17 protein-coding genes are annotated in these 23,278 nt (G+C 68.3%); 8 read left to right on the plus strand and 9 right to left on the minus strand.

Going from position 1 to position 23,278, the window contains the following annotated elements; genetic code table 11:
* Nucleotides 1–14 precede the first annotated feature (14 nt).
* A complete protein-coding gene (locus ACYVLT_RS26495) occupies nucleotides 15–197 on the minus strand; it encodes a hypothetical protein (RefSeq protein ID WP_461122915.1) in 183 nt (60 codons plus the stop codon).
* Nucleotides 198–551: 354 nt separating this feature from the next.
* Between ACYVLT_RS26495 and ACYVLT_RS26500 the strand changes: the two genes are divergently transcribed.
* From ACYVLT_RS26500 to ACYVLT_RS26525, 6 genes are all read left to right on the plus strand, one after another.
* Nucleotides 552–986 carry a hypothetical protein gene (locus ACYVLT_RS26500; protein WP_461122916.1) on the plus strand — a complete coding sequence of 145 codons (435 nt, stop codon included), beginning with the start codon at nucleotides 552–554 and terminating at the stop codon, nucleotides 984–986.
* Between the two features lie 4 nt (nucleotides 987–990).
* Nucleotides 991–2,124, plus strand: coding sequence for a C40 family peptidase (locus ACYVLT_RS26505; protein ID WP_461122917.1), 1,134 nt, complete (start codon nucleotides 991–993; stop codon nucleotides 2,122–2,124).
* On the plus strand, nucleotides 2,118–4,136 hold the full coding sequence (locus ACYVLT_RS26510) for a type IV secretory system conjugative DNA transfer family protein (RefSeq protein ID WP_461122918.1): 2,019 nt from the start codon (nucleotides 2,118–2,120) through the stop codon (nucleotides 4,134–4,136). The genes ACYVLT_RS26505 and ACYVLT_RS26510 overlap by 7 nt, the downstream gene beginning before the upstream one ends.
* A 176-nt stretch (nucleotides 4,137–4,312) precedes the next feature.
* Entirely contained in the window at nucleotides 4,313–4,723 is a 411-nt protein-coding gene (locus tag ACYVLT_RS26515) for a hypothetical protein (RefSeq protein ID WP_461122919.1), read from the plus strand.
* A gap of 113 nt (nucleotides 4,724–4,836) precedes the next feature.
* Nucleotides 4,837–5,448: a hypothetical protein gene (locus ACYVLT_RS26520; protein WP_461122920.1), complete on the plus strand. Its 612-nt coding sequence runs from the start codon at nucleotides 4,837–4,839 to the stop codon at nucleotides 5,446–5,448.
* Nucleotides 5,373–5,636, plus strand: coding sequence for a VMAP-C domain-containing protein (locus ACYVLT_RS26525; protein WP_461122921.1), 264 nt, complete (start codon nucleotides 5,373–5,375; stop codon nucleotides 5,634–5,636). Before ACYVLT_RS26520 ends, ACYVLT_RS26525 begins: the two co-directional genes overlap by 76 nt.
* A gap of 725 nt (nucleotides 5,637–6,361) precedes the next feature.
* On the opposite strand, the gene ACYVLT_RS26530 is transcribed toward ACYVLT_RS26525, so the two are convergent.
* Nucleotides 6,362–6,670, minus strand: a complete 309-nt coding sequence (locus ACYVLT_RS26530) for a hypothetical protein (protein WP_461122922.1) — start codon at nucleotides 6,668–6,670, stop codon at nucleotides 6,362–6,364.
* Between the two features lie 181 nt (nucleotides 6,671–6,851).
* On the opposite strand from ACYVLT_RS26530, the gene ACYVLT_RS26535 reads away from it, so the two are divergent.
* Nucleotides 6,852–7,301, plus strand: coding sequence for a DUF7779 domain-containing protein (locus ACYVLT_RS26535; protein WP_461122923.1), 450 nt, complete (start codon nucleotides 6,852–6,854; stop codon nucleotides 7,299–7,301).
* A 937-nt stretch (nucleotides 7,302–8,238) separates the two neighbouring features.
* On the opposite strand, the gene ACYVLT_RS26540 is transcribed toward ACYVLT_RS26535, so the two are convergent.
* Complete coding sequence (locus tag ACYVLT_RS26540) at nucleotides 8,239–10,629, minus strand: ATP-binding protein (RefSeq protein WP_461122924.1); 2,391 nt, start codon at nucleotides 10,627–10,629, stop codon at nucleotides 8,239–8,241.
* Between the two features lie 122 nt (nucleotides 10,630–10,751).
* Nucleotides 10,752–15,809, minus strand: a complete 5,058-nt coding sequence (locus tag ACYVLT_RS26545; RefSeq protein ID WP_461122925.1) for an AAA family ATPase — start codon at nucleotides 15,807–15,809, stop codon at nucleotides 10,752–10,754.
* A 343-nt stretch (nucleotides 15,810–16,152) separates the two neighbouring features.
* Between ACYVLT_RS26545 and ACYVLT_RS26550 the strand changes: the two genes are divergently transcribed.
* The gene (locus tag ACYVLT_RS26550; RefSeq protein ID WP_461122926.1) at nucleotides 16,153–16,779 is read left to right on the plus strand and encodes a hypothetical protein; all 627 of its coding nucleotides are present in this window, start codon (nucleotides 16,153–16,155) and stop codon (nucleotides 16,777–16,779) included.
* Between the two features lie 122 nt (nucleotides 16,780–16,901).
* Here ACYVLT_RS26550 and ACYVLT_RS26555 read toward each other — a convergent pair whose 3' ends face one another.
* The 5 genes from ACYVLT_RS26555 to ACYVLT_RS26575 form a co-directional block, all read right to left on the minus strand.
* Nucleotides 16,902–18,107 (minus strand): hypothetical protein, encoded by a 1,206-nt coding sequence (locus ACYVLT_RS26555; RefSeq protein ID WP_461122927.1) that lies wholly within the window; start codon nucleotides 18,105–18,107, stop codon nucleotides 16,902–16,904.
* A gap of 1,344 nt (nucleotides 18,108–19,451) precedes the next feature.
* Entirely contained in the window at nucleotides 19,452–20,219 is a 768-nt protein-coding gene (locus ACYVLT_RS26560) for a DinB family protein (protein ID WP_461122928.1), read from the minus strand.
* A gap of 775 nt (nucleotides 20,220–20,994) precedes the next feature.
* Entirely contained in the window at nucleotides 20,995–21,594 is a 600-nt protein-coding gene (locus ACYVLT_RS26565; protein ID WP_461122929.1) for a hypothetical protein, read from the minus strand.
* 208 nt (nucleotides 21,595–21,802) lie between these two features.
* Nucleotides 21,803–22,081 (minus strand): hypothetical protein, encoded by a 279-nt coding sequence (locus tag ACYVLT_RS26570; protein WP_461122930.1) that lies wholly within the window; start codon nucleotides 22,079–22,081, stop codon nucleotides 21,803–21,805.
* A gap of 38 nt (nucleotides 22,082–22,119) precedes the next feature.
* Entirely contained in the window at nucleotides 22,120–23,172 is a 1,053-nt protein-coding gene (locus ACYVLT_RS26575; RefSeq protein ID WP_461122931.1) for a hypothetical protein, read from the minus strand.
* Nucleotides 23,173–23,278 lie beyond the last annotated feature (106 nt).

A 23,278-nucleotide genomic window follows, 5' to 3' on the forward strand; every position in this document is an offset into this window, starting at 1 on the left:
CCGGGGCCGAACAGTCAGATGGCGATGCGGACGGTCCAGCGCAGGTCGCACGCGAGGTGAGCCGCGCGCTCTGGGGACGTGATCTGCTTGGCCCGCGGCCGGGATGGTGGCCGTGGGGCGTGGGCGCCCGAGCCCGCGCACATCGACGGCGCGAGCTGCGCGAGGTCGGTGCGCAGCGCCGCGCCGAGCTGCACCACCAGTTCACCCGCAGCCGCGACCGGGGCTTGGGCGACGTTCGCACGCCATGGGGGCCCGTATCGGTCCGCCGCAATATCGCAGCCGTCACCGGCGTGATCGCCGTGGTCGCCGCGGTGGTGGGTTTGGCTTGGTCGATGGATGAACCGGGCACACCGGACAGCGCGTCGGGTGAGCCTGGCGAACCGGCACCGACCCCCGCCGGGGTCACGTCCAGCACCTCGACGTCGATGACGGTCCAGCCCTCCGGCGTCACGTCTTCGATGACTCTGCCGGAACAACCACCCATCCCGCCCTCGGGGGTCGCACCGACAGTGGTCCAGCCCCGGACCGCGACGGATCCGGCGACGATCGTCGTGACAGCGGCTCCACAAGGGCCACCGGCAGGTCAGGAGCTGGCCGGTGCGGAGAGCGCGGCACGTGCGTGGCTGGCGCGGTGGTGCCCGTTCACCACCGCCGGGGAGCGGTTCGGTGACGCCGAGCGGCGGGCCCGACCGGCGATGACCGCTGAGGCGTGGTCGCTGTTCGACCCCACCGCCGACGACCGTGCCGCGCGCAGTTGGGAACAGGCCACCGCTGCCCGGGAGTCCGGGAACTGCTCCGCGCCTGTTGCCCAGCTCGTGCCCAGCGCGCCCAGAACCGCGGAGCGGGTCGTGGTGCGGGTGACCGCCGACCGGCTAGTCACGACCGCCGCAGGCACCCGGTATGTCGAGTGGGTCGCCTCGACCCGGGTTGTGCTGCGGCAGGTCGACGGCACGTGGCGGGTCGACCTGGCCGCCGAGGGCGGCTGAACTGATGGTCAAAAGCATCCTCGGCGGCACAGTCGCGTTGTTCAGCGTGCTGCTGCTGGTCGCGCTGCTCAGCATCGGAGCCCAGGAGGCGACGGCGGCTCCGCCACGTGGCGGCTGCACGGTCACCATCCGACCCACCAACCAACCGGATGCCCAGCAAACCGCTCATGGTGGGCAGGTGCAGGCCACCTTGAGCGCCGACCAGATGGCGGTCGCCCGCACCATCGTCGCCGTCGGCAAGGGCCTCGGCATCACCCAGCGCGGCACCGCGATAGCCCTGGCCACGGCCATGCAGGAATCCACCCTGGACCCTGACGCGGTCAACGGCCGCAGCCTCGGACTGTTCCAGCAGCAGGGCGAGCTGTACGCCAACGTCAACCGCAACGACCCCGCCGACACCACCAAGGCGTTCTACGAGCAGCTGCTGGCTCGCGTCCCGAACTACAACGACCCGACCGTCGCGCTGGCCGACGCGGCGCAGACCGTGCAGGCATCCGGCGCCGGAGCCTCCTGGTATGCCCGATGGGACGGGTGGGCCACCGCGCTGGCTGCCCAGCTCTACGAGGGCACCCCCGTCCAAGGCGGCACCGGGGGCATCGTCTGCGCGCCGGGTGGTGGCGCGGGACCGATCCGCATCATGGTCAGCGGGACGACCATTACCCTGCCCGCTGAAGCCGGGATCCTCGGCACGCTCGCCATGCCCAACGAACGAGTCGCCACGGTCGTGGCCGCTGCGTTGAGCTATCTGGGCACCCGCTACTCGTGGGGCGGGGGCAACACCAACGGCCCCACTGTCGGCATCCGCGACGGTGGCGTCGGCGACGCCCACGGCGACTTCGAAAACGTCGGTTTCGACTGCTCAGGCCTGATGGTCTACGCCTTCGCCCAGATCGGCGTCACCCTGCCGAGGGTCTCCCAGAACCAGCAGCAGGTCGGCCGCTCACTGCCCTGGGAACAGGCCCAGTCCGGGGACATGCTGTTCTGGGGACGCCCGGCGACCCATGTGGCGCTCTACCTGGGCACGCTCAACGGCGTCCACTACATGGTCGAAGCACCTCAAAGCGGCGGCGTCGTCAAGGTCAGCCTCGTGCGCACCCGTGTCACGGGGTTCGACTCCTTGGTGGTGCGCGCATGGTGATCCCAGGACGACACCGCACGACGCTGGAGGAACGTCGACGCCGTGCGGCCAGCCTGCTGCTCGCCCTGGCCGGCGCGGTCGCGGCCGTGTGGCTGGGCGCAGGGCTGCTCGCCATGGTCGACGGACAGGGTTGGCGACCACCCCGGCTCCAGCTGCACTCGCCGACCGGCGGTGACGGAGGGCTGCTCGGCCTGCCGACCTACCGGCCTCCGTCCTCAACCGCCACCTCTGGCACGGTCTCGCCGACGCCCCCGAGCGTTCCGCATGCCGACCCGACCGCGTCTCCGAATCGGATCGGATCACGGTGGCCGGTGACCATCCAGTGGCCCGTGCGCCCCCTTTGGGCGTTCACCATCGCCCTGCCCCCGTGGGCGGCGTGGCTCGCGTTCGTGGTCGCACCCGTGGCCGGATACCGCCGCGAAGGTCTGGCCAGCACCCGAGAGGTGCGGCGCACGCTCGGCCGCCGGCAGGCCCGCCGCAAAGGCCGCGTGACCTGGCCCCGAAGCCGATGGTGGACCCGCCTGACCATGCCCACCACCGCGTTCGGCTATCGCCTGGGCCGACCACTGCGGCCGTGGGCGCCGTGGGTGCCGCTGTGGGCGCACTTCGAGCAGAACATCCGCATCCTCGGCCGCACCGGCTGGGGCAAAACCCTGCGCCTACTGATCCCGATCATCCGCGACCTGCCCGGCGCGGCGATGGTGCTCAGCATCGAGCCTGCGGTGTTCACCCACACCGTGCTGGCCCGCCGCCACCGCCCCTCACGCCCGGCGCGGGCACCGCTGCGATGGCTCCCGCGCCACCGCCGGATGCGCGAGTACCCGGTCGCAGCGGCGGACTTCTCCGACCCGGCCCACCGGTTCACCGCCGGATTCCCGCAGGTGCGGTGGAACCCGATCGACGGGTGCGCCGACTTCGCCGTGGCCACCCGACGGGCACACGCGTTGGTCGCCGGCTCCGACACCGCCGGTACCCAACGGCGCGGCAGCGACGATGACACCTTCTTCCGTAACTCCTCCAGCGAGGTCCTGGCCGCCTGGCTGTACGCGGCGGCGCTGGGCGGCTACGGCCTCGACGAGATCACCCAGTGGCTGTCCGACACCCAGCACACCACCCCGCGCCGGGTACTGGCCGAGCACCCGCACGCCGACCGCACCGCTCTGCTCGCGCTGACCACCCACCTGAGCACCCGATCCGACCGCACCACCTCCGGCGTCGAGCGCTACCTCGCCCTGACCATCAACGCACTGATCGGCAGCGAAGGCCGCACGTTCTGCGACGTCGACCCGGACCAGTCGTTCGACATGGCCAATTTCGTTCGCGAGGGCGGCACCGTCTACGTGCTGGCCGATCCCGACCGTGTGCACCGGGTGCGGCCCTTGCTGTCGCTGTTCACTGCGGAAATGTTCATCGCCGCCCGCACTGCGGCACTCAGCCATACTGGGGGTAGGCTGCCCGTGCCGTTCGTCGCGGTCCTCGACGAGTTGCGGCACAGCGTCGTGGTGCCCAACCTGCCCTACGTCGGGAACACCATGCGCAAGCACGGCATCCACTACCTGTACTCGGTGCAGAGCAGCAGCCAAGAAGACGAAGTCTACGGCGCCCAAGCAGACGGTCTGCGGGCCTCGGCCAGCGTCACGCTGGTCGGCGGGCTGGACATGACCGTTGCACCCGAGCTGACCGCCCGAGCGGGCAACGCGGCGCTCACCGAACGCACCCGCGCACGAGGCACCGACCAGGTCAGCCGGGTGGACAGCCTGTCGGTGTCGGAACAACAGCGTCTGACCGATGGTCGGGCCGTAATTGCACCACGCGGGGCAGGGCTGTTCGTGACCTCCGCACCCACGATCTACCAACGCCGCCGCCTGAGCCGCCGCATTCACTGCGAGGTCGCCGCTGTCGACGTAGTCCTGAGGGAAGCACGCAGCCGCGAACGCAGCCGAGGCCGAGCGAGCATGGACGCGGCCGAAGCGCGAGCCACCTTCAACCGTGTTGGAGGCATCCAGCCGTGACCGGCCAGTCAATCGGTCCTACCTCATCTGTACCCGAACCGTCCGCCAAGCACGATGCGGCGATCCTGCTTGCACTTCTGGAGTCCGAACCCGCGGCGGTCCGACGCACGCCGTGGACGTGGAGCGTGCTATCCCAGGAGGAGTCCGCCGCCCTGAAGCGAATGGTTCGGCGATGGGTGGCCGATTACAACGTCGTCCACGCCGTGACCAGTCGCGAACTCATCCCCGACTGCTGGCCGCTGCATCCCGGCCTTGCGTACGACCTCGCGGTCATGGTGTGGGTCTACTACGACACCCACCACGACCGCAGAACCACACCGCTAATGGCAGGCGACTACCACCTCCGCTACCTACCAGGCTTCCGATCGCGGCTCGACCACCTGCTGGGCAGCGACCCCGCTGGCTGCCGTGCAGGCGAGCATCCAGCCTCGTGGCGAACCATCCCAGGCGATGTACTTCGTCCAGCGGACCGGCTTCAGGCCAAGGACTCTGGCGAGGCACGCCGCCAGGAGCTGCACTTCTCGTTCGGGTTCTCCGTGGGGAGCGCACGTTCGAGTACGGCATTTCGCGCGCCGACTGGTCATTGATCCGACGGCTGCAAGCCTTACTCGCAGCAAATCGAGCCCTGCCGCTCGGTTGCGCGGTCGGCAGCTTCTCGGCTGGCCATCTATGAAGGCGTCGTACTCATCATCTGCATCGGTTGCTGGACCGGCACGCGCCCGAGATCCCGAGGCTCGTCGAACTGGGGGGCGAGTGGGCCGCGTTCCGGGCGTTGCCGACGGGGGACTGGGACCGGTTGGCGAAGGCGTTGAGATCGGTGCGGTTGTCCGACGACCCGTTCGAGGAACGGCTGGAGTTGCGTCGCCTGGCCGACGTGTCCACCGATGGGCATTGCGACGACCTTCCCGCGCGGTGCCGCTCCGTGTGGTCGCTGTTCCTGCACCTCGCCGACCACAACGCAGGTTCGGGTGCCCTGCTGCCCGCGATGGTGCTGGTGGACTGCCTCGCCGGACATCTCGGGGACAGCGCCCTGGCGGCCGAGTTGCGTCGCTACAACTGGAGGTTGGCGGAGAAGTTCGAGGTGACCGATCTGTTCGAGCAGGCCCGGTGGCGCAACGAAATCAAGGCCGACGACGATGACCCCGATGTGGTGCACCTCGTCTTCGAAGTCGACCCGGACCCGGTCGACCAGGCCAAGGTGGTGCTCTCGCACTGGCTGAACTGGAAGGGCTCCGGTTGTTCCGGGCCGGGATCCCGATCATCATCTGGGACCGCGAGGACTGCTCCACCAGTCACTTCCACGACGCCGTGACCGAGTTGTTCGCCGCAGGCGAGGTCCGTCGGTTGCCCGATCGGTTGGCCCGGTTGCGCCGCGAAGCACTGCTGACGAATGAGTCAGATGGGCCGCGCGCGGGCCGAAGTCTTGCCGTCCTCTGGGATGACGCAGAGCGTCTACCGGAACCCCTGACCTCTGGTTGGGGTTCGCAGGGAGGTATCTGATGCCCAGCGGGCGTGCCCCCGATACCAGACGCACAGCGGTTCCTAATTCACCTGGTAGGCGTAGCCTCCTGTTTACTCGAATATGGTGAGAGAGTAGTCGATTCCACGGTATATCCCCGATTATCGCCCCCGTTCGGAATCGATCCACTTCGTCAACGCGCACTGACGCCGCGGTCGGGCGCTAGGGTGGTGTCCAAGCCATGGTTCCCTGATTCCGGGCGCATTGGCATTGAATCGGCTTATCGATCCGAACCCAGGTGTCGTGCCCGCACCGGAAGGATGTGACGGTACACGTGTCGGTGGTGTTCGATTTGGCGGTCCACTGGGCCGTCACGCCACTGGAGATCCCCCTCCTCGTCCGCATCCTCGAGGTGCTGCACCCGGAAGCCGGGCGGGCGGCCCTGTCGGAATTCCTCGGCGGCCCCCTTGTGGCGATCGTGCCCGGCGGCCCTGAAGACGGCGAAGATCGAGTGGTGTTCAGGTTCGTGCGGGATGGTATTCGGGAGGAACTGCTCGCATACGGACGTCGGGTCGACACCGAGCGGGTTCGCAAGGTGGTCCGCCATTACCTGGATGAACAGCAACCGGTGGTGGCCGGGTTCGATTGGCCGCTGGACGAGGAGCCGATTTCGACCGCTTCGCGTATTAGCCCGCCGCCGCACGTGGCGGAAGCGGAGCGAGCGGTGCGTAGGGCCTGGTCAGGGCTGCATCTCCCCAGAAAATCGTCAGCCAAGGACCCCGGAGTCGAGCGGTCGCCGACGGTCGGGAATGATGACGCGGGCGCGGATATGCGGGCTGATGAACGTGCCCGAACGCATGTTCGCGAGGACACGGTCGATGTCGAGCGAAATGCAGGAGGAGCAGAGGTGACTGCCGTCGAGCAGGAAGAAAGGAGAAGGACTCTCGCATCGCCCGTCTTCGGCGGAGTACCGCCGAGGAACGTGAACTTCACCGGGCGGGCGGACCTCCTCCAGGAGCTCGAACGGCGTCTGGTTCGGGGCGGGACAGCGGCCGTGCTGCCCGAAACGCTCCACGGCATGGGAGGTGTGGGCAAGTCGCACTTGGCCATCGAGTACGCCTATCGGAACCGCGCGAACTTCGACCTGATCTGGTGGGTGCCCGCCGAGCGGTCGGTCAAGATCGTCAACTCGCTGGTGGAACTGGGGCAGCGACTGAGCCATCGCGCAGGTGGCGGCGTGGCGTGTAGAGACGGGCATGCCCGCCGCGGAGTACCTGGAACTCCTCGCGGAGAAACAGCTGGAGCTGCTGAACGTCACCACCACCCTCGACTACCCCGAGTCGGTGGCGGCGATGTGGGACCTGTCGCTCAACGAGCTCAAGCGCAAGAACCCCTCGGCGCTGCGGTTGCTCCAGGTGTGCGCGTTCCTGGCGCCGGAGCCGATCAACCGCGCGATGTTCACCTACAGCCGCAACATCACCGGTGTGCCGAACGAGCTGTCCCGGGTGCTGCGCGACCGCTTGCGGCTCAACGAGGCAATTCGCGACATCAACCGATTCGCACTCGTCCGCGTGGACCACCGCACGAACTCCATCGAGCTGCACCGCCTCGTGCAAGCAGTGCTCATCAGCCAGATGAGCTGGTACGGCGTCATGATCCGGGCGCAGGGCCGGTACGCCGAGGCGACCCGCCGAATATGGAACTGAAGGATCGACACCGCCGCACCTTCGGCGAGGAGCACGGGAAACCGTCACGGCGATGGGCCGGGTCGCGGCCGGTAAGCGGGCCGAGGGGCGTCGGCGCGCTGGAGTTGTCGAAGTGCAGCTACGACAGCTGCGTCCGCTACCTCGCCGACGACGACCCGGCAATCCCGGCTGGCTTCGGTGGCCGCTTGGACAAAACCGCCCTCTGCACTGAAGATCGCATACGAAGTTGAGTCCTGACGGAGACAGGGCTTTCGGGCGACAGTTCGATTGTGCTGCCTCCGTAAGATCAAATCTACGATGCCTTCGAGCTTTGTCGACAACACGTGAGTCGACAAGCGGCTCGCCTCGTAACGAGGTGATCGACGGAGGTGCGGATTGGATCAAGATTATCCAGAAAAGGATGACGAACCGGAGGGTGCACGCAAGCCCGATCGGAGTTGGCGCTCCGATCAGGCCAGCGTCCTTCTGGGTACCCTTGTCCAGGTCGTGGCGTTGATCGGGCAGATCATCGACCTGTTCAAGTAGCGCGATGTGGTCGGGTGGCGCCCCGCAAGGTGCGCCGCCCGACCTCCCAGATGAGGTTCAACGCTCGAGCCGGATACGACCTTACCAACAACGGGGTGCTAAGGATCTGATCAACCTGGGTGATTCGTACAGGCTGTGGGTCTACGACTCGCCTCACCGTGTGGGAGCGGGGGCTTGAAAGGCGGATCTTGCGTCGCCGGACACGCCCAACCGCATCCAACGGCCCGGCAGCGGTCGACCATACCGAGGTGTGACCTTGTCGGTCGGTGCTTCGGGTGGGTCGCGCTACCCGGCGCGGGCCTGCTCGCGATGGACTCGAAGGTCATCACCGCGCAAGGCATCGCGCGTTGATCACCTTGAGCGGATTTCGTATCTGACCGTCGAGGGCTGGACGGCGGTGGTCATCGCAACCCTATGGTGCGGCTTGCCGAGACGGGCTGTTGCTCCTGGCCGATGACGCCGGTCTCGACAAGGGCCCGTCAGCGTCGCCGGCGACACGTTGGCAGGGATCGTCCGGATCGACCTCGTCGCTGCTATCGAGGTCGTGGAGCTGCTGTTGGACACGTTGGGCGTCAGTGTCGCGGCCTTGTTCCCGGTACAGCTCCAGTGCCTCCCGCCACACCTTGCGGGCATGCTCATGTTGTCCAAGGGCCGCGTGCGTCTGCCCCATTCGATCATAAGTCGTGGCCACGTTGTAGCCGTCTTCCACCTGCCAGAGGAGGGCGAGGGCCAATTCGTAGCAGTCCAGAGCCCGTTCATGTCGGTGGGTGTGGTGGGCCACGTAGCCCAGGTTGGCAAGTGAGACGGCTTCACCAGCGGGGTTGTGATGATGTTGGTGCAGTGTGAGAGCGGCTTGGCAGTGGTCGCGAGCGGTGTTGTAGTCGCCCAGGCGGGCGGCGTACCAGCCCACCTGATTGGCCGCGTCGGCTTCCCACACGGGGTGGTCGAGCGTGCGGTAGAGGTTCAAGGCGCGCCGGGCGTGCCGGAGGGCCTGCCGGTCGTCCCCTTGCCACTCCCAGTCCCGCGCGAGGTCACGGTGCGTACGGGCTTGTTGGACGGGATTGTCGTGGTGGTCGGCCAAGGCCAAGGCCCGGCGCAGGTGCCTGGTCGCCTCCTCATGCCGTCCCAGCCTGGTGCAGGCATGGCCGAGACCCCGGTAAGCGAGGATGGTGATGACGGCGTCATTCAGGTGGGTGGCGGCATCCAGAGCGGCCTGCCACGCGACTACAGCGTTGTGGCGGTGGCCCCGCCGGTAGTGAAACGTGGTCATGGTCCAGGCCAACTGCCACACGACGTGGTGCCGGTGGTGCAGACCGGCGGTGTGTTGGGCGGCCAGTACGTGGAGGTGTTCGGCGTCCAGCCACGCCATGGCGGTCGCCACGTCGGACATCGGATGGGGACGGGTGCCGGGAGCCGGTTCGTCGAGCAAAATCGGTTGGCGGTGGGGTTCCAGGAGGCGGTCGGCGGCGTGGGCGGTGTGTAGGTAGAAGTCCACCACCCGTTCCATCGCCGCTTTCAGCACAGGCTTGGCCAGACCATGGGCGGTGGTGGCGGCGTAGTCACGGACCAGGTCGTGCATCGCATACCGGCCGTGCGGCCGCCGTTCAACCAGCGACGCCTCTTCCAGCGCCGAGAGCGCCTTGTGTGCGCGGGCGAGGGACAGGTCGGCGAGGGAGACCACGGCGGGAAGGGTGGTATCGGGTCCGGGCGCGATGCCGAGCAGCCCGAACAAGGTACGCTGTTCGTCGGTGAGGTGGCGTAGAGACCAGGACAGTACGGCGGGCAGGCTGGCGGCGGGGTCGGTGTCGTGGTCGAGCATCTCCAGGCCCAGGTCGCGCAGCTCGGCGACGATCTCGGCCAGCGGGATGCCGGGGCGGGTGGCGGCATTGCGGGCGGTGACCGACAGAGCAAGCGGGTAGCTCCTGCACAGCTCGACGAGTTCGTCGACGGCCTCGGGATCCGCGGCGACGCGGTCGGTGCCGAGGCGTGCGGCCAGCAGGGCGCGCGACTCGGCCTGGGTGAGGACGCCCAGTCGCAGGTGGCGGGCACCGTACCGGTCGATCAACGAGGCGAGCTTGCGGCGGCCGGTGACCAGCACGGTGCAGGTCGGGCTGCCAGGCAACAGGGAGACAATCTGGTCGACGGTGGCGGCGTTGTCCAGCACGATCAGCATCCGCCTGCCCGCGACCAGGCTGCGGTACAGCGCGGACTGGGCGTCCAAGTCGGTCGGCATGCGGTTGGGGTCGACGCCGAGGGCTTCGAGAAACCCGCGCACTGCCGCCCCGGACGTCATCGGCTCTTCTGCGGGACTGAACCCGTGCAGGTCGACGAACAGTTGCCCGTCGGGGAACCGGTCCAGGTGGCGGTGCGCCCAGGCCAGGGCCAGCCAGGTCTTGCCGATGCCTCCGGCCCCGCCGATCGCGGAGACCATCACCGTCGCGCCCGCGACGAGCACGTCGGCAGAAGCCTGTCCCGGCACGGCGATGTCGACTCTGTTGGGTACGGAGGTGGACAGGGCGCGGTCCAACTCGGTCAGGTCCGCGGCCCGTCCCGCGAACAGCGCTGGCGCGGCAGGGAGCTGACGCGGAATCACCTGCGTCGGTTGAGGGGGTGCCGCGTGCAGGTGGACATCACCGTGGACCACCCCGACCTGCACTACGTGGCCTGCAGCACCTGATGCCGTGTTACGCACCTCAGGTTCGGGTGCCACCATCTCGAACACCTCCTCGACCTGGTTGTTGGTCGGCGAATCGCAGCGTCGCACCATGACCACCGGATACCGGCCGGTGCCTGCGAAGTTCACCCGACCGTTCGAACTCGTCCGCACGAAAGGCGGGCACCGCCGCCCACGCCCACCGCAACCTGATCCCGGAGCACGACCTGTTCTCCGTACGCCGCCCGCGGGGTGAGCTGCTCGGTGGTCCGCTAGCGGACGCCAGGTTGCGGCTCGATCTCGCTGCCGGTGTGCGGTGGTTCAGGGTCGCCGATGTGGGGTTGGTACCCGGCGGGCTCGGGCGCGCGACCGGCTCGGTCGTGCGCCGGAACAAGTTCGGTGTGCCGTTCCTGTCGTTCTCGCTCGCGGACATGCTCGGGTTGGCGGTCGCGCAGCTCGACTTCGTTGCGCAGGCCGTCGATGCGCTGAGTGAGGCTGTCGTGTTCGGCGGCGAGGCGTTCGGCGCGGTCCTGGGCGATGGTGAGGGCGTCGAGGTCGCGTTGGTGGGCTCTAGGACGCGCGTGCTCGTGGTCTTTCTCGGCGGCGTTGGCGCGGACGACGGTGTGGCGGCGTTGCTCGGGCGGCCCGGTGCGCTCGTGCAGTCGCCCCGCCTGCGCGGCGAGGTCACGGGCGTGCGCGTGCGCCTGTTCCTCCACCTCGGTGTGCCGTTCGACCTGCTCGGACAGTTCGGCGCGCCGTGTGCGGGCCAGCGGCCCGAGGGTGTCGAGGGCGTGCTCGGTGCGGGCGCGGTCGGCGGCGGCCTTCTCCGCGCGTTCCAAGGCCGCGTGCCAGCGCGTTTCGAGGTCGTCTGCTTGACGCACCAGATCGGCTTGCTCGCGTAGCCGGTGCAGGTGTTCGTCGAGTGCCCGCACGGCGGGACCGGCTTCGGTGTTGACCTGGATCCGTAGCTCTTCGGCGTTGCGGCGGGCTTCGTCGACGGCTCGGTCGAGGGCTTCGAGGCGCTGCTGCTCGACGGCGAGGAGGCGCCGCAGGTGCCCGTCGTCGTGATGGCCGTGTTCGCGATCGGTCCAGCGCGGCATGCGCTGTGGTTCAGGCTCGTGGGCCTGTGATTGTCGATCGAGAGCAGCGGGTTCGGGACCGGTGGGCTGGGTCTGATGCTGAGCGGCGCGTTGGAAGGCGGCGGTGGTGTACGCCGAGGGATTCTTGACCCAGCGTGCGCTGACCTCAATGGGTGGAACCTGGCGCAGTACGGCGTCTACGTCGATGCCGGCTTCGGCGGCTTGTTCGATGCGCTGGGCGAGTGCGCCGAACGCGGGTCCGTTTGCGACGAGGTCGACGGTCTCGGGGTAGTCGGCCCAGGCTCGGCGCAGGTGTTCTGTGGCGACCCTGCGGCGGTGGCGTTCGGCGCCCGCCCGGTCGCTGCCACCCTGCGCCTGGTCGACCTCCCACTGGTGGGCGCGGGCGGCGCGTTTGATGAAGTAGGCGGTGAGGCGGGCCGGGTCGTCGACGTTATCGTGGCCAACCTTCGCCAGCGGTACGCGTCCGAGCAGGGTGCGGGCGTCCAGGCCACCGACCGCTTGGTGGTCGAGCTGACGGACGACGGCGTCGAACGTGGAGCTGGTGATCACGGCTTCGGCCAGTTCGGGGCGTGCGGTCCAAGTCTCGCGCAGCAGGTCGGCGACCTGGTCGCGCATCAATTGCCGCTGCTGTCGGCGTTCGGCTTGTTCGTGCTCGCGGTCAACGAGGCCGTCGGCGAGGCGTTCGGCGGCGTCGCGCACGGCCCACGCGGTGAACGCCGCGGGGTCCGTGACGGCGCCGGAGGCGACGGTGTGTAGCGGCACCTGGGCGAGCACTTCGTGCACGTCCAGTGCCGAGTTCTCGATCTCGGCCAGCCGCCGGGCCACGGTGGTGAACGCGGCCGCGGCGATGATCCGCTCCACCAGGTCGGGCTCGTGACGCCACACGTCACGCAGCAGGGTCGCCGCGCGGTCGCGCGACCGTTGGTCCCGCTCGGCGCGTTCGGCGTGTGCCTGTTTGGCTTCGGCGCTGTGCTCGGCGCGTTCCCGGCGGCGTCGGTGGGCTTCGCGTGCGGCGGCTTCGGCGTCGCGGGCGTGCTGTTCGCGGGCTTGCGCGTCGGTAAGGCCGCGGAATTCGGCGAGCCGCAGTTGGACGACGACGGGCACGTCGTCGGGTGAGGTCTCGGTGGCGCGGGCACGTCGGGCGAGCTTCTCCACGGCACGTTCCATCCGCTCCGCGCGGGTGCGCAGCTCGGGCCGGGCGGTGACTTCGCGTTCGGTGTCGAGCGCGTCAAGCGGAGCGAAGAGGTGGACTGCGTTGCGATGGCGGCTGGTGGCGACGTGGGCTGCGGGGTTGTCGGCTCCGGCGGCGTGGAACAGCACCGTGCCGCCGGACCATTCGCCATTGGGCCCGCGCCACTGGTCACCGACCGTCAGACCCTCGCTCTTGTGCACGGTCATGGCATAACCGAGCGAGACACCGCCGCAGGCGACGTACTCCGGGGTCAGCCTGCCCAAGCGGGCGGCGCGGCCATCCGCTGTGTCCTCCTGCCACTCGACCGTGAGGGTGCCGTCGTCGGTGATGGCGGTGACGACGGCGCGGTAGCCGTTGAGGACGTCGGTGTCGGCCAACGTGCGGCGCTGCACGGCGTTGATGCGCATCAGCACGTGATCACCGATGTGGAAGCGGATCTCGCCGCCGCGTCGCAACGAATAAGTGCGGCCGGGGCCGAGTTCATCGTCGGCCAGGCGCAGGGCTTGGGCGCCGTGGTTGAGCCGGTCGACCATGTCGCGGGTGGCGCTGAGCATCACCAGGCCGCGGATCTCGGTGTGTGGGTCGGGTGCCCCGGTGCGCATCTGCGCCCAGGTGGCGAGCATGGCGGCAGTGGCTTCGGAGGTGGTGTCGGTGGCGACCAGTCTGTTGTTGAGCATCCAGATCGCGAGGGCTTCGCTGTAGCGGCCTTCGCGCCACAGGGCGATGGCTTCGCGCTCATCCTCGTCGCGCTGTCTTCTGTTGTCGACCAGATCGGGGCCGTCGACGAGTCGGTGAACATGCCCGAACAGTGAGCCCGCGCCTACTCCGCGCAGCTGAAGTTTGTCGCCGACTTCGACGATGCGCGTACCGGTTCGGGTGGCTCGGCGGTACAGGCGGGCGCGGGCGCGGTCGTCTGTGAGGTTGGCCTCGTCGACCACAAGCACGTCGACGCCGGTGAGTGCGGTGCTGTCCAGGTCCTCGGCGGTGAACAGCAGCGAGGCCAGGGTGCGGGAGGGGATGCCGGATTCAGCCTGGAGGTTGCGGGCGGCGACGGCGGCACTGGCCGTGCCCTCCACCACGTAGCCAGCTGCTTCCAGGGTGGTGCGCAGTGCGCGTAGGAGGGTGGTTTTGCCGGTGCCGGGGGCGCCGTTGACGGTGTCGATCATGCGGCCGTCGGTCGCCAGGCGCGTCACGGCGGCGAGTTGCTCGTCGGAGAGCGGGTAGCCCTGACCGGCTTCGACGGTGTCGAATGTCATCTGCAGCAGGTCCGGGTCGGTGACGCGGACTGGTGACTGTTCGGGGTGGCTGGCCTTCGCGGCGCGCAGGATGATCTTCTCGGCTTCGACGACGTCGGTGGTGGTGAACTGCTCGGCGTTGGCCATGTGCTGCGCGGCCAGGGAGCGCTTCGCGCCCACTCCGTGGACCAGCTCCGCGCCTTGGGGCAGCCGGACGAAGTCAAGGTGGGCCAGGACCCGGTCGGTCATGGCCTCGATCGCCTCGGGGGACTCGTAGCCGCCGGGCATCGCGTCGGCGACGTGGCGTAATACGTCGGCGCGGGTGAAGCGGCGGCTGTGCGAGGTCAGACCGGCGGCCGGGTCGAGTAGTTGGCGCGCGATGGTCTCGGCGGTGATGACCGGTTCGGGTTCAAGCTGCTCTCTGTCTTCGGGCAGGTGACCACCCGCGAGAACACGTCGCAGTTGCTCGGCAGGGTCGCGTCCGGCGGCCAGTTCCTGTCCTTGCCAGATGTCCTGGAGCGTGGCGTCGGGAGCGTCGATGTAGTCGCCGTGGGAACGTCCCGGTGCGTGCTTGGGGCGGCGCGTCAGTCGGGCCGCGAGGTCCTGTTGGACGCGGGTCGCGGTCTGCGGGTCGTGTCCCAGACGGGTGAGCAGGGCGCGGATATCGTTGTTGCGCTTGCTAAACTGCCTCAGTGTCTCGTCGGGGATCCCTGCGATCTCCCAGCGTCCGGTGCGTTGGCTGCGGTGGTAGCGCACGCTGAACCGAGTCGTCATCTGGTAGCGGATCAGTGCGTGCACCATGTGCTGCACCACCGGGGCGTGGCGGATGAGATCGCGCCCTCCGGCGGCGATGGTGCTCCACTTGCCGTCCTCGATGCCGCGGGTCATGTTGGACAGGGTGAGGTGAACGTGCCAGTGCGGATCGCCCACCGGCATGCCTGTAACGGGACGGGCGGTGCGTTCGACCATTGCCCAACCCAGGAAGCCGGATCCAGGGACGGTGGTGGCTGTCTTGCCTTGGCCGTGTTTGCCGCGCATGCCGTAGGCGGTGCGGGCTTCGAGCCAGTCGAAGGTGCGCAGCACCTGCTGGAGGTACATCGGCTCCGCCTGCGCGGCCAGCTCCGGGGTGGCGATGGCCAGGAAGGTCGAGTCGCTCTTGGGGATGTCGACGGTAAGGTCGTAGGCGGCGTTGCCGGTGATGACGCGTCGCGGCGCCCGCTTGTTTCGCGGCTTTCCGGTGTGGCCGGTGGTCTGGACAATGGTGAACAGGTTCGCCGTGGCTCGCGTGAAGGCACCGGATTGCCAGACGTCGTCCGGTGCCAGTCCGATGGCGTCGAGGATGAGACCTGCGTGGTCGGCACGCAGGCGCGCGGTCTCGCCGTCGGCCCGCCACACCCGTTCTGCGGTGGCGAACATGTCCCGCAGCTTGTGCTCCGCGAGCACCTCGGACACCAGTACCCCGGCTTGGTTGGCGATCCCGTGCACGGCGCGCACCAGCGGCGAGATCGGCAGCTTGGCATCCTCCGGGACGGCCTTCTTGGGCTCCACCAGTACTTCGCCAGTATGTGGATGGTGCCCGGTGGCGAGGGTCCGCGCTTGGGGGAACTGGTCATGGGTCAGTGGACTCAGCGGGGTGATGCCGACCTCGTGCAGCCCTCGTCCGATCCACAGTAGGCCCGCCGGGCCACCCTTGGGGTGTGCCGACAGCGGCCGTTCCCGGTCGGAACCGCTGCACGAGCTGTGCCGGCCGAGGCGGTAGTCGATCTCCACTGGGTCGAAGCCGATGGGCTTGACGTAGGCCACGCGACGACCTCCCCGCGCGCTGCTCGGCGACGTCGCTGTACGACCTGCCGCCTCTTCGGCTCTTGGCGTGGGGGCCGAGATGACCGCTACCGGCTTGGTGCCCTGATGCGGAAACCTCGTGGATACCATAGTGCAAATCAGTTGATCTTGTATTGCTTGAAAGCGGTGGGCGTTCCGATGTCGACTTTTCGTTGAGCGAAAAGGTACCGAAAGGACAGACGGGATCGGTTGCGCTGCGCGGGTCTGTGTCGCTGTGGAAATGTGTTTTTTCTGGAGTTGGGGGGAAGTGGCGTTTACGGTGGTGGTGCTCCCAGGGGGACCGTGCGGAGTGGAGGTCGGGAGCATGGCTGTGTCGGCGAAGGACATCGCCCGGCAGGTGGCGGAGGAGGACAGGCGGCGAGCCCGGCGGCGGACGACCGGAATCCGGGATGTCGCCCGTGCCGCTGAGGCGGCCGAGGATGTGGAGCGCAGTAGCGACGAGCGGATCGCGGGGTTGCGGAAGCGACACCGTGAGCGGGTCGCTGTGCTGCGCGAGCAGCTCGGTAAGGACATCGAGGCCGAGCGGGCGAAGAAGCAGGTGGCCCGGGTTGGCCTGGCGCAGACGGTCGCGGCGGCGCTGGAGGTGTTCGACGAGGTGGAGCTGGCGCGCTACGCGGGGATGTCCGATCAGATGGTTGCGTCGCTGGTGCGCTTGGCGCGGTCGGCGTCGACTGGAGGCGAGTCGGATGAACCGGAGGATGACGCCGAGCGAGAGGGCGGTGATGGTGAGGACGTCATCGGCGTCGCTGTCAGTGGTGAGCCGGACGTGGTGAGCGGTTCCGATGAACACGCGTCGAGTGGCGGGGTGTCGTCCGGTCATGATGGTGTCGGGGGTGCTCTTGCGATGGGTTGGGGGCATCGCTTCGGTGCGGGAGATGTGGGGGTTGGCGGGGGTGAGTACCCGCCGCAGGCGGGTTCGATGTCGCCGTGAGGCGGTCGGGGGTGGGTGGGTGGGGCCAGCTTTTCCGGGTGGCCGGCTCGATGCCGGCCACCCGGCACGCCGCGGGTGCCGGCGGACGGGTTGTTCCCGTCCGCCGGCCGTGGTTGAGCGGGTTAGGCGGCCACCGGTTCGGTGTGCGGCTGTTGGGCGGTCTCCTGCTCCAACCGCCGGCAGTCGAGGCACAGACCCTGTCGAACCTGCTTCACGTCTCCGCACGTCCCGCAACGTCCGTTGTCCTTGATGGGAACGTTCTCCGGCTCCGGCTCCGGCTCCGGCTCCGGCTGCGGCTGCGGCTCCGGCTCGGGCTGCGGTTCGGGGGCGTCCTCGGGGGCGGTGGCGGCGTTGGCGCAGGTGCGGGAGCAGTAGCGCGGGTCATGCGGGGCGTTGCGCTCGTCGTGTTGGTTGGGTACGTCGTGGGGGTTGGGGGTGCTGTTCAGGTTGGCGTCGCAGTGGGCGCAGCGGGGTACGCCGTCGGCAATCGTGACGGTGGCCTGTCGGTTCTGGTAGTCCTTCGCCCACTGTTCGATGGTGGTGGCGGTGAGGCGGCGGTGTTGCTGCATGGCGCGTCGCCACTCGGCGCGTACGGCGGGCATGCCGTTGTGCGTGACGTGGTAGTCGCATCGGGCGCGGATGGTGTCGGCGTAGGCGTGACCGGTGTGCAGCTCGGGAATGCCGGGGCGGTTGAGCGAACGGCACTCGGTGCACAGTCCGTCGTCACCGTGTCCGGCCCTGAAGCGGTCGGTGTAGACGTCGATGACGGCGCGTTCCCCTGCACACCACACGCACGGGCGGGTGCGCAGATCGGCAACGGCGGCGCGGTCGTAATCCAGTTCGTAGGCGATCGGGCGTTCGCCGCGTGCGGGGGCGTCGTCCACTCCGGCGCGGGTGTCGGCGTACTCGGTGACGGTGCGCGGTTCGGCCTGGGCGCGGGTGCGCTGCTGAGGCACGGTGCGGCGGGCGCTGTGGTCGTAGCGGGTGCTGCTGTCGCGCGGGGCCTGGTAGTTGCCGCGACCGTAGCGGGGCGCGCTGGTGGTGTCGGGACGGTAGAGGCCGGGGTCCTGGTCGGGGACACAGGCGGCGATGATGTCGCGGTGCTCGGGGTTGGTGGTTCGCTGCCACGCGTTGCGGAGCTTGGCGATGGCGATGCGGTAGGGGTAGCTGGTGAGCGTGGCGGCGCACTTGCCCATCAGGGCCAGCGTCTCGGGGTCGGCGTTGTCGAGTACGGCGCGAACGTGACGCTTGGCGGCTGCGCGGTCGCCACCCCTAACGAAGGCGGCGGCATCGTTGAGTGCATCGGAAAAAGACGTGAGCTGCGACATGAATAACCTCGAATTGTGATCCGCATGTACGCCGGGTTTGGTCTTCCCGGCGTGTCTTGCGATTCTATCTTAATGGCCAGATTGGCCATTTCGCAAGATGATGCAATGACATGAGCATTGTCGTTGCGGAAGTGTTATCCCACCTTCTCAGTGTCCTGACCTGTGCTTTTGCGCCAACTAACGCAAGTGCCGCGCATTGTCGAGCATCTCGAAGAATGGTGGCCAACCCTTTTCCCTCCGCCTCCTCGCGTAGTGCTGGTTTCGTGTCGCGTAGGTCGGGTCAAGGTGGGCCCCGAAATAATTCTTCGGAGCTTGCGGAGAAGAATTTTTTGGGTGCCTTGATGCGGCCGTAGCGGCATGACACCCTCAGGGCACGAGGGGGCTTGGTGACGCGCGGCGGCCAAGGTGCGCCTCGCCGGGCCGCGTACGCAGCTACGGTGATAGCAAAACGGCAGCTCAGGGCCTTGGAGATGGCGGCGATGCCGCGCGCCGCCAGGGCTGTGATGATGATCCGTTGGGCCGCTATACTACGCCTCGTAGCGCATCGGAATAGGCCCTTGTGAGCCTGCATGGTTCTGATGTGCTGTGTCCCCCGTAGTTTTGGTCGAGCCACTGCCTGGCGGTGGTAAGCCTTCGGGCTTCTGCGGGGTGACCGGGGGCGTGCCTGGCTTCGGCTGGGCACGCCCCCAACCATCTGCCCACCGACCTCCGGCCGGGCTCCCATAGTGTGAGCGCGTTCGCCTGCGGCTGGTTCTTGGCCGATGGTGTGTCGTGGTGCGATTTCGGCTCGATGGTCGACCTGGTTCGGTCTCGGCCAATCTGGCCGCGGGCATTTCTCGGCGGGCGAAGCGCACACCGTGCATGGCCGATCGCCGAGAGCCCACACCTCCCCATCAACCTCCCGCTGGGCGCGCAAGCTCTACTGCTGGTCGGCTTCAGGGCGTGGGATCCAGAGACAGCGCTGCGGATCCCACATGCCCTGCGTATAGAGCCGGTTGAGGTCGGGGAAGCCGGGGGCGATCATCCAACCGAGTAGTTCACAGTCGAGGTCTTCCCTATTGAATGTGCGTGTTGATGCAGTTCACAAGGGACGGTGGGATGACGGGCTGGCGAGTGCTGGGTGCCGCGGGATGCGGTGCGGGGTGGAGTACGGCGGCGGCTGCTGGCGGGGTGGGAGGACCTGCCGGTGCGGGAAGATCAGGTGGGGGTGCGGGCGGGCGACCCGCTCTTCCTGTCGCCGGACTACCGGGTGGATCCGCTGCTGAGCCTGTACGGGCAGTCCACAAAGTTCCGCAGGTTTTCGCGGCCCGGTGCGTCCCGCACCGCTGGGGGTCCACGCGGGAACTACTGCCGTTCAGGCACACCTGCCTCGAGCACCGCTAGGTCGCGCACGGCGTATCGGTGGTGCTCGGCTTCTTCCTTCAGCACCACCTTGAGGCAGCGGCGCACGACGTACTCCTGGTCGGGATACATGTCCGCTGGTTTGCGACCGCATACCCGGTCGAGCTCGGCCGCGGTCAGCCCGTCGACGACACGCCGCATCGCGGCCATACGGGCGAGCCGCGGCGTGAGCACCTCGTCGAGCGTCGGGGTGGCTTCGAGGGTGAGGCCGAGGTTCGCCGACTCGTCCGGCGGCGTCCCCCCGGCCGGGAAGCCCAATGGGTGGTAGGGCGCTTTCTCCTCGAGCACGGCGTTGCCGAGCCAGGCGTCGCAGGCGAACAGCAGATGCCGTTGTGTCTCGACGAATGACCACTCTCCGCCGACCTGCTCGTGCAGTTTGGCGGCGGGCAACTGCCGCGCTCGGTCGAGTGTCGCGTCCCACAGGGTCTCGATGGCGTCCCAAGCAGCCCGGTAGTCCTCGGGGGATGCCGCGTTCCGCGCCAGCGCCCGCGCGGGGTGCCGGCGGTCGAGCTCGGCGTCGACGTAGGCGGTCACGTCGACGTCGTTGACGACGAGGCGCTCGAAGTGGCCACCGAGGTAGACGTCGCTGCCGTAGCAGTCGACGATCTTCAGATCGTTCACCTCGCAATCGCGGATCTCGAGGCCGGAGAGGTTGCACAGGTGGATACGAGCACCGCGGAATTGGTCGCTCTGGGCGTATTCGGAAACCATCGAAGCAGTCTCGCGCACTCATCACGCCCGCGCCACGTTCGGCAGTGGTCTGAAGCGGGCCCGCCACGGAAGGTGAAGAACGGCGTCGAGGTCGTGGCCACGGTGGCGTAAGGTGCTGTGGCGCCCGCGCCCGCACACCGGCCCGGCTTCATATGCCCGACGCCTGCAGACGCCGTCATTGTGAGCGAGCAAGCCTTCGTACAGATGACCGAAGTATCCTGGGTCGAGTTCCACCGCGCGATCAGGACCGACCGGCCCACACCTGCAACGACGTTCCTTCGTCAGCGGGAACGCACTCTTCTGCCGCGAGCCGCTCGCGTCACCGACGGTGCGTTTATGGCGGAGCGTAGGGCCTCTCCGCAGGCCAATGCGATCCGTTGGGTAGCCCGCCGGCGGTCACCCACCCCAGGCCGCACAGCAGCCCTCAAGATCTCTCAACACGCCGACTTGACAGGGAAGAGGTCCCCGGGCAGCCATCCGGTCCAGAGGTCGCGTCAGCAGTCGTGCTTGCCGTCGCACATCACCCATTGGCAGCCGGTCACCGGGCAGGTGGCGGTGTCGCCGCCGCCGGTCTCGTCGACGACGTGCGGTTGGCTGACGCCTATGCCGCAATCTGGACACATCGGTGCCAGGTCGCCCAACGGGGGACGACCGGGGACAGGGTCCTGCGGTGGAGTCTGTCATGGTCTCCTTGTGCGTGTCGGTGCTCCGCCCGGCGGGTCGGTATTGGAGCGGAGGTCGGTGGTCAACGCAGTCGAAGTCGGAACACCGCGGATTACTTATCCAGGTCTGCTCCGTCGCCTGCGGTCAGCTTCTCGGCAGGGTCGACGACTGGTTGCGCCGCCTTGCGTCGCAACCAGTCGAGGAACGTCTCTGGCAGCCCTGTGCTGGTGTCGGTCGTCTCGTCGCGTCCCAGCAGTAGGCATGGGCCGGCGACTCTCGGCACGCCTGTGACGCGGAGCCTTCGAACGAAGGTGAGGTCGTCTTCATCGGCGGCGACCTCACCAGTGAGGATGTCGCCGAGCAGGTCGTCGAGCAGGATGCTGGCGATCGTGTTGGGCGGGTGGTTCTGGAGGCTTCGGTCTCCTACCCAGAAGTCGATTCCGCGGACCACGTGGATGCGGTCGGCGTAGGGGTCGCCGACCAAGCTGATCGGCAGCAGAGCCAGTTCGTCGTCATCGCTGGGAACCGAGAGGAAGTACAGCTGGTCGGCGTGGCAGAACAGGCCGAGCCGGGAGTGCGGCGGTGACGCCGCGGCGAACTCGGCCGCGTCCGGGCCTGTCATTTCGGCGGTCGGAGTGGATGGGCCGCGATCGGCGTTGGTAGCCGATAGGTGCCGGATGCGGGTTTCTGGCTCCTCAGCGGAGTTGTTCATGACGTCTTGGCCCTTTCGGCGTGGGTTCGTATCAGGCGCGTGCCTGAGCAGCCCGAACGGCGGGGACTGTGTGAGGTCGGTCGAGTACGGGCCGCCTCGGCATGGAAGAACGGACGTGTTGTCACAGGGCTTGCTTCTCCGACTCGAACGGACATGCGGAGCCCGTCGACCTGGGTGCCGGGGGTCCGTGCGCCGTCGCCGAGGTTGCCTACGTGTTGTCGAGGCCGCAGCCGGGACACAGCAGGAAGAGGCCTGCGGCGAGATTCGACTCGACGGAGTCGACCGGGCGGCCGTGGCGGTCGAACCACACGCCGGTCGGCGAGTCCCAGGTGCAGACCGCGGGCCAGGTGCGGTCGGGCACTTGCACGACCCGCCGGTCCGGGTGGACGTAGTCGCGGGTGCGGCCGTGGGAGCTGACGGGCCGGTCGTGCAGTACAACGACTTCGGTGTCGGGCGTTGTCGTGGCCGGGCTCTGTGATCGGGTCATGAGGCCATGCCGCCGGGGGTGTCGTGCAGTAGGGTGTCTTACCTGCTCGCTGGCCGGTCCCAGACGTGGACGGTGTGGCCGGTCTTGAGCGGCTTGTCCTTGTGGCCTCGGATCTGGGGGTCAATCCAGACGAGGCGGCGCAGGGACCGGTTGGGGCCGTGAGCCTGGTTGCGCCAGTGGCCGCGGACCAGCCACCGCACGGTGTACTGGCGCTCACCGGTGCCGGCGGGCCGGTTGTCGGTGGGCTTGTCGCGGTGTCGGCGATGCACGTGCACGATGCGGACTTCGGAGGTGCGCACACCCTCGCGGGCCTCGCGGCGCTGGAGGCGCCGATTGGGGGTGATCTGCTCGGTCTCGCTGATCCCTGGTTGGGTCATCAGCAGCCATGCGGCGTAGAGGACCTTCAGCCAAGGCACGACGGCTTGGCCGACCAAGAGCGTGCTCAGCTCCCCGATGAGGTTGAGGTCGGCGATGGTGTTGCCATGGTGCAGGGTGATCTCGTTGTCCCACAGCCACTCTGGTGTGGCTTTCAATGCGGCGTCGAGTTCGGCACGCTTGGGTGGCCGGCCGAGGATTCGGGGCAGGGCGTGGCGGACGTAGTCGAGGTCGCGGACGCTGTAAAAGGTCACCCCGGTGGCGTCGGGCACGCCCGGCAGTGGGCCCCAGGAGGCGGCGGCGATGTCGACTCGTCGGTCGCCCAGCGCGTCGCCGATGTAGGAGCCGATGGGTTCGGTGAAGACGATGAACCCCTGCTCGGCGGGCTGGTGGGTTTCGTCGACGCGCAGATCCTCGGGCAATGTGTTGGCGGCAGTCGTGGCGACCTGGGTCATCTCCGGGGAGACCCAGTACAGGGCGGCCTCGGCGAGGCGTTCGCGTTCCCCTTCGAGGATGAGCCGCGCAGCCTGTTCCGGGTCGGGTGAGCGGATCAGGTCGAGTGAGAAGCGGCCTTGCCTGACCATCGTGGTGTGGAAGGCGAGTGCTTCCGGCTGGGCGAAGACCTCACGCAGGTAGAGACGAACGGCGGGCAGGTCGCGGGGTTCCGGTGGGCTGTAGCTGCTGTCCCAGATGCCGGTGTCGGGGTTGAAGGGCATGGCGGTGTGTGGCTCCTGGAAGGTGGGGAAGTGACTGTGGGCGAGGTGGGGTTGCGCGCGGCGAGAGCCCCACGGCGCCGGCCGAAGCCGGGCTCGTGGGATGGGG

This window comes from Saccharothrix stipae, from assembly GCF_054781895.1.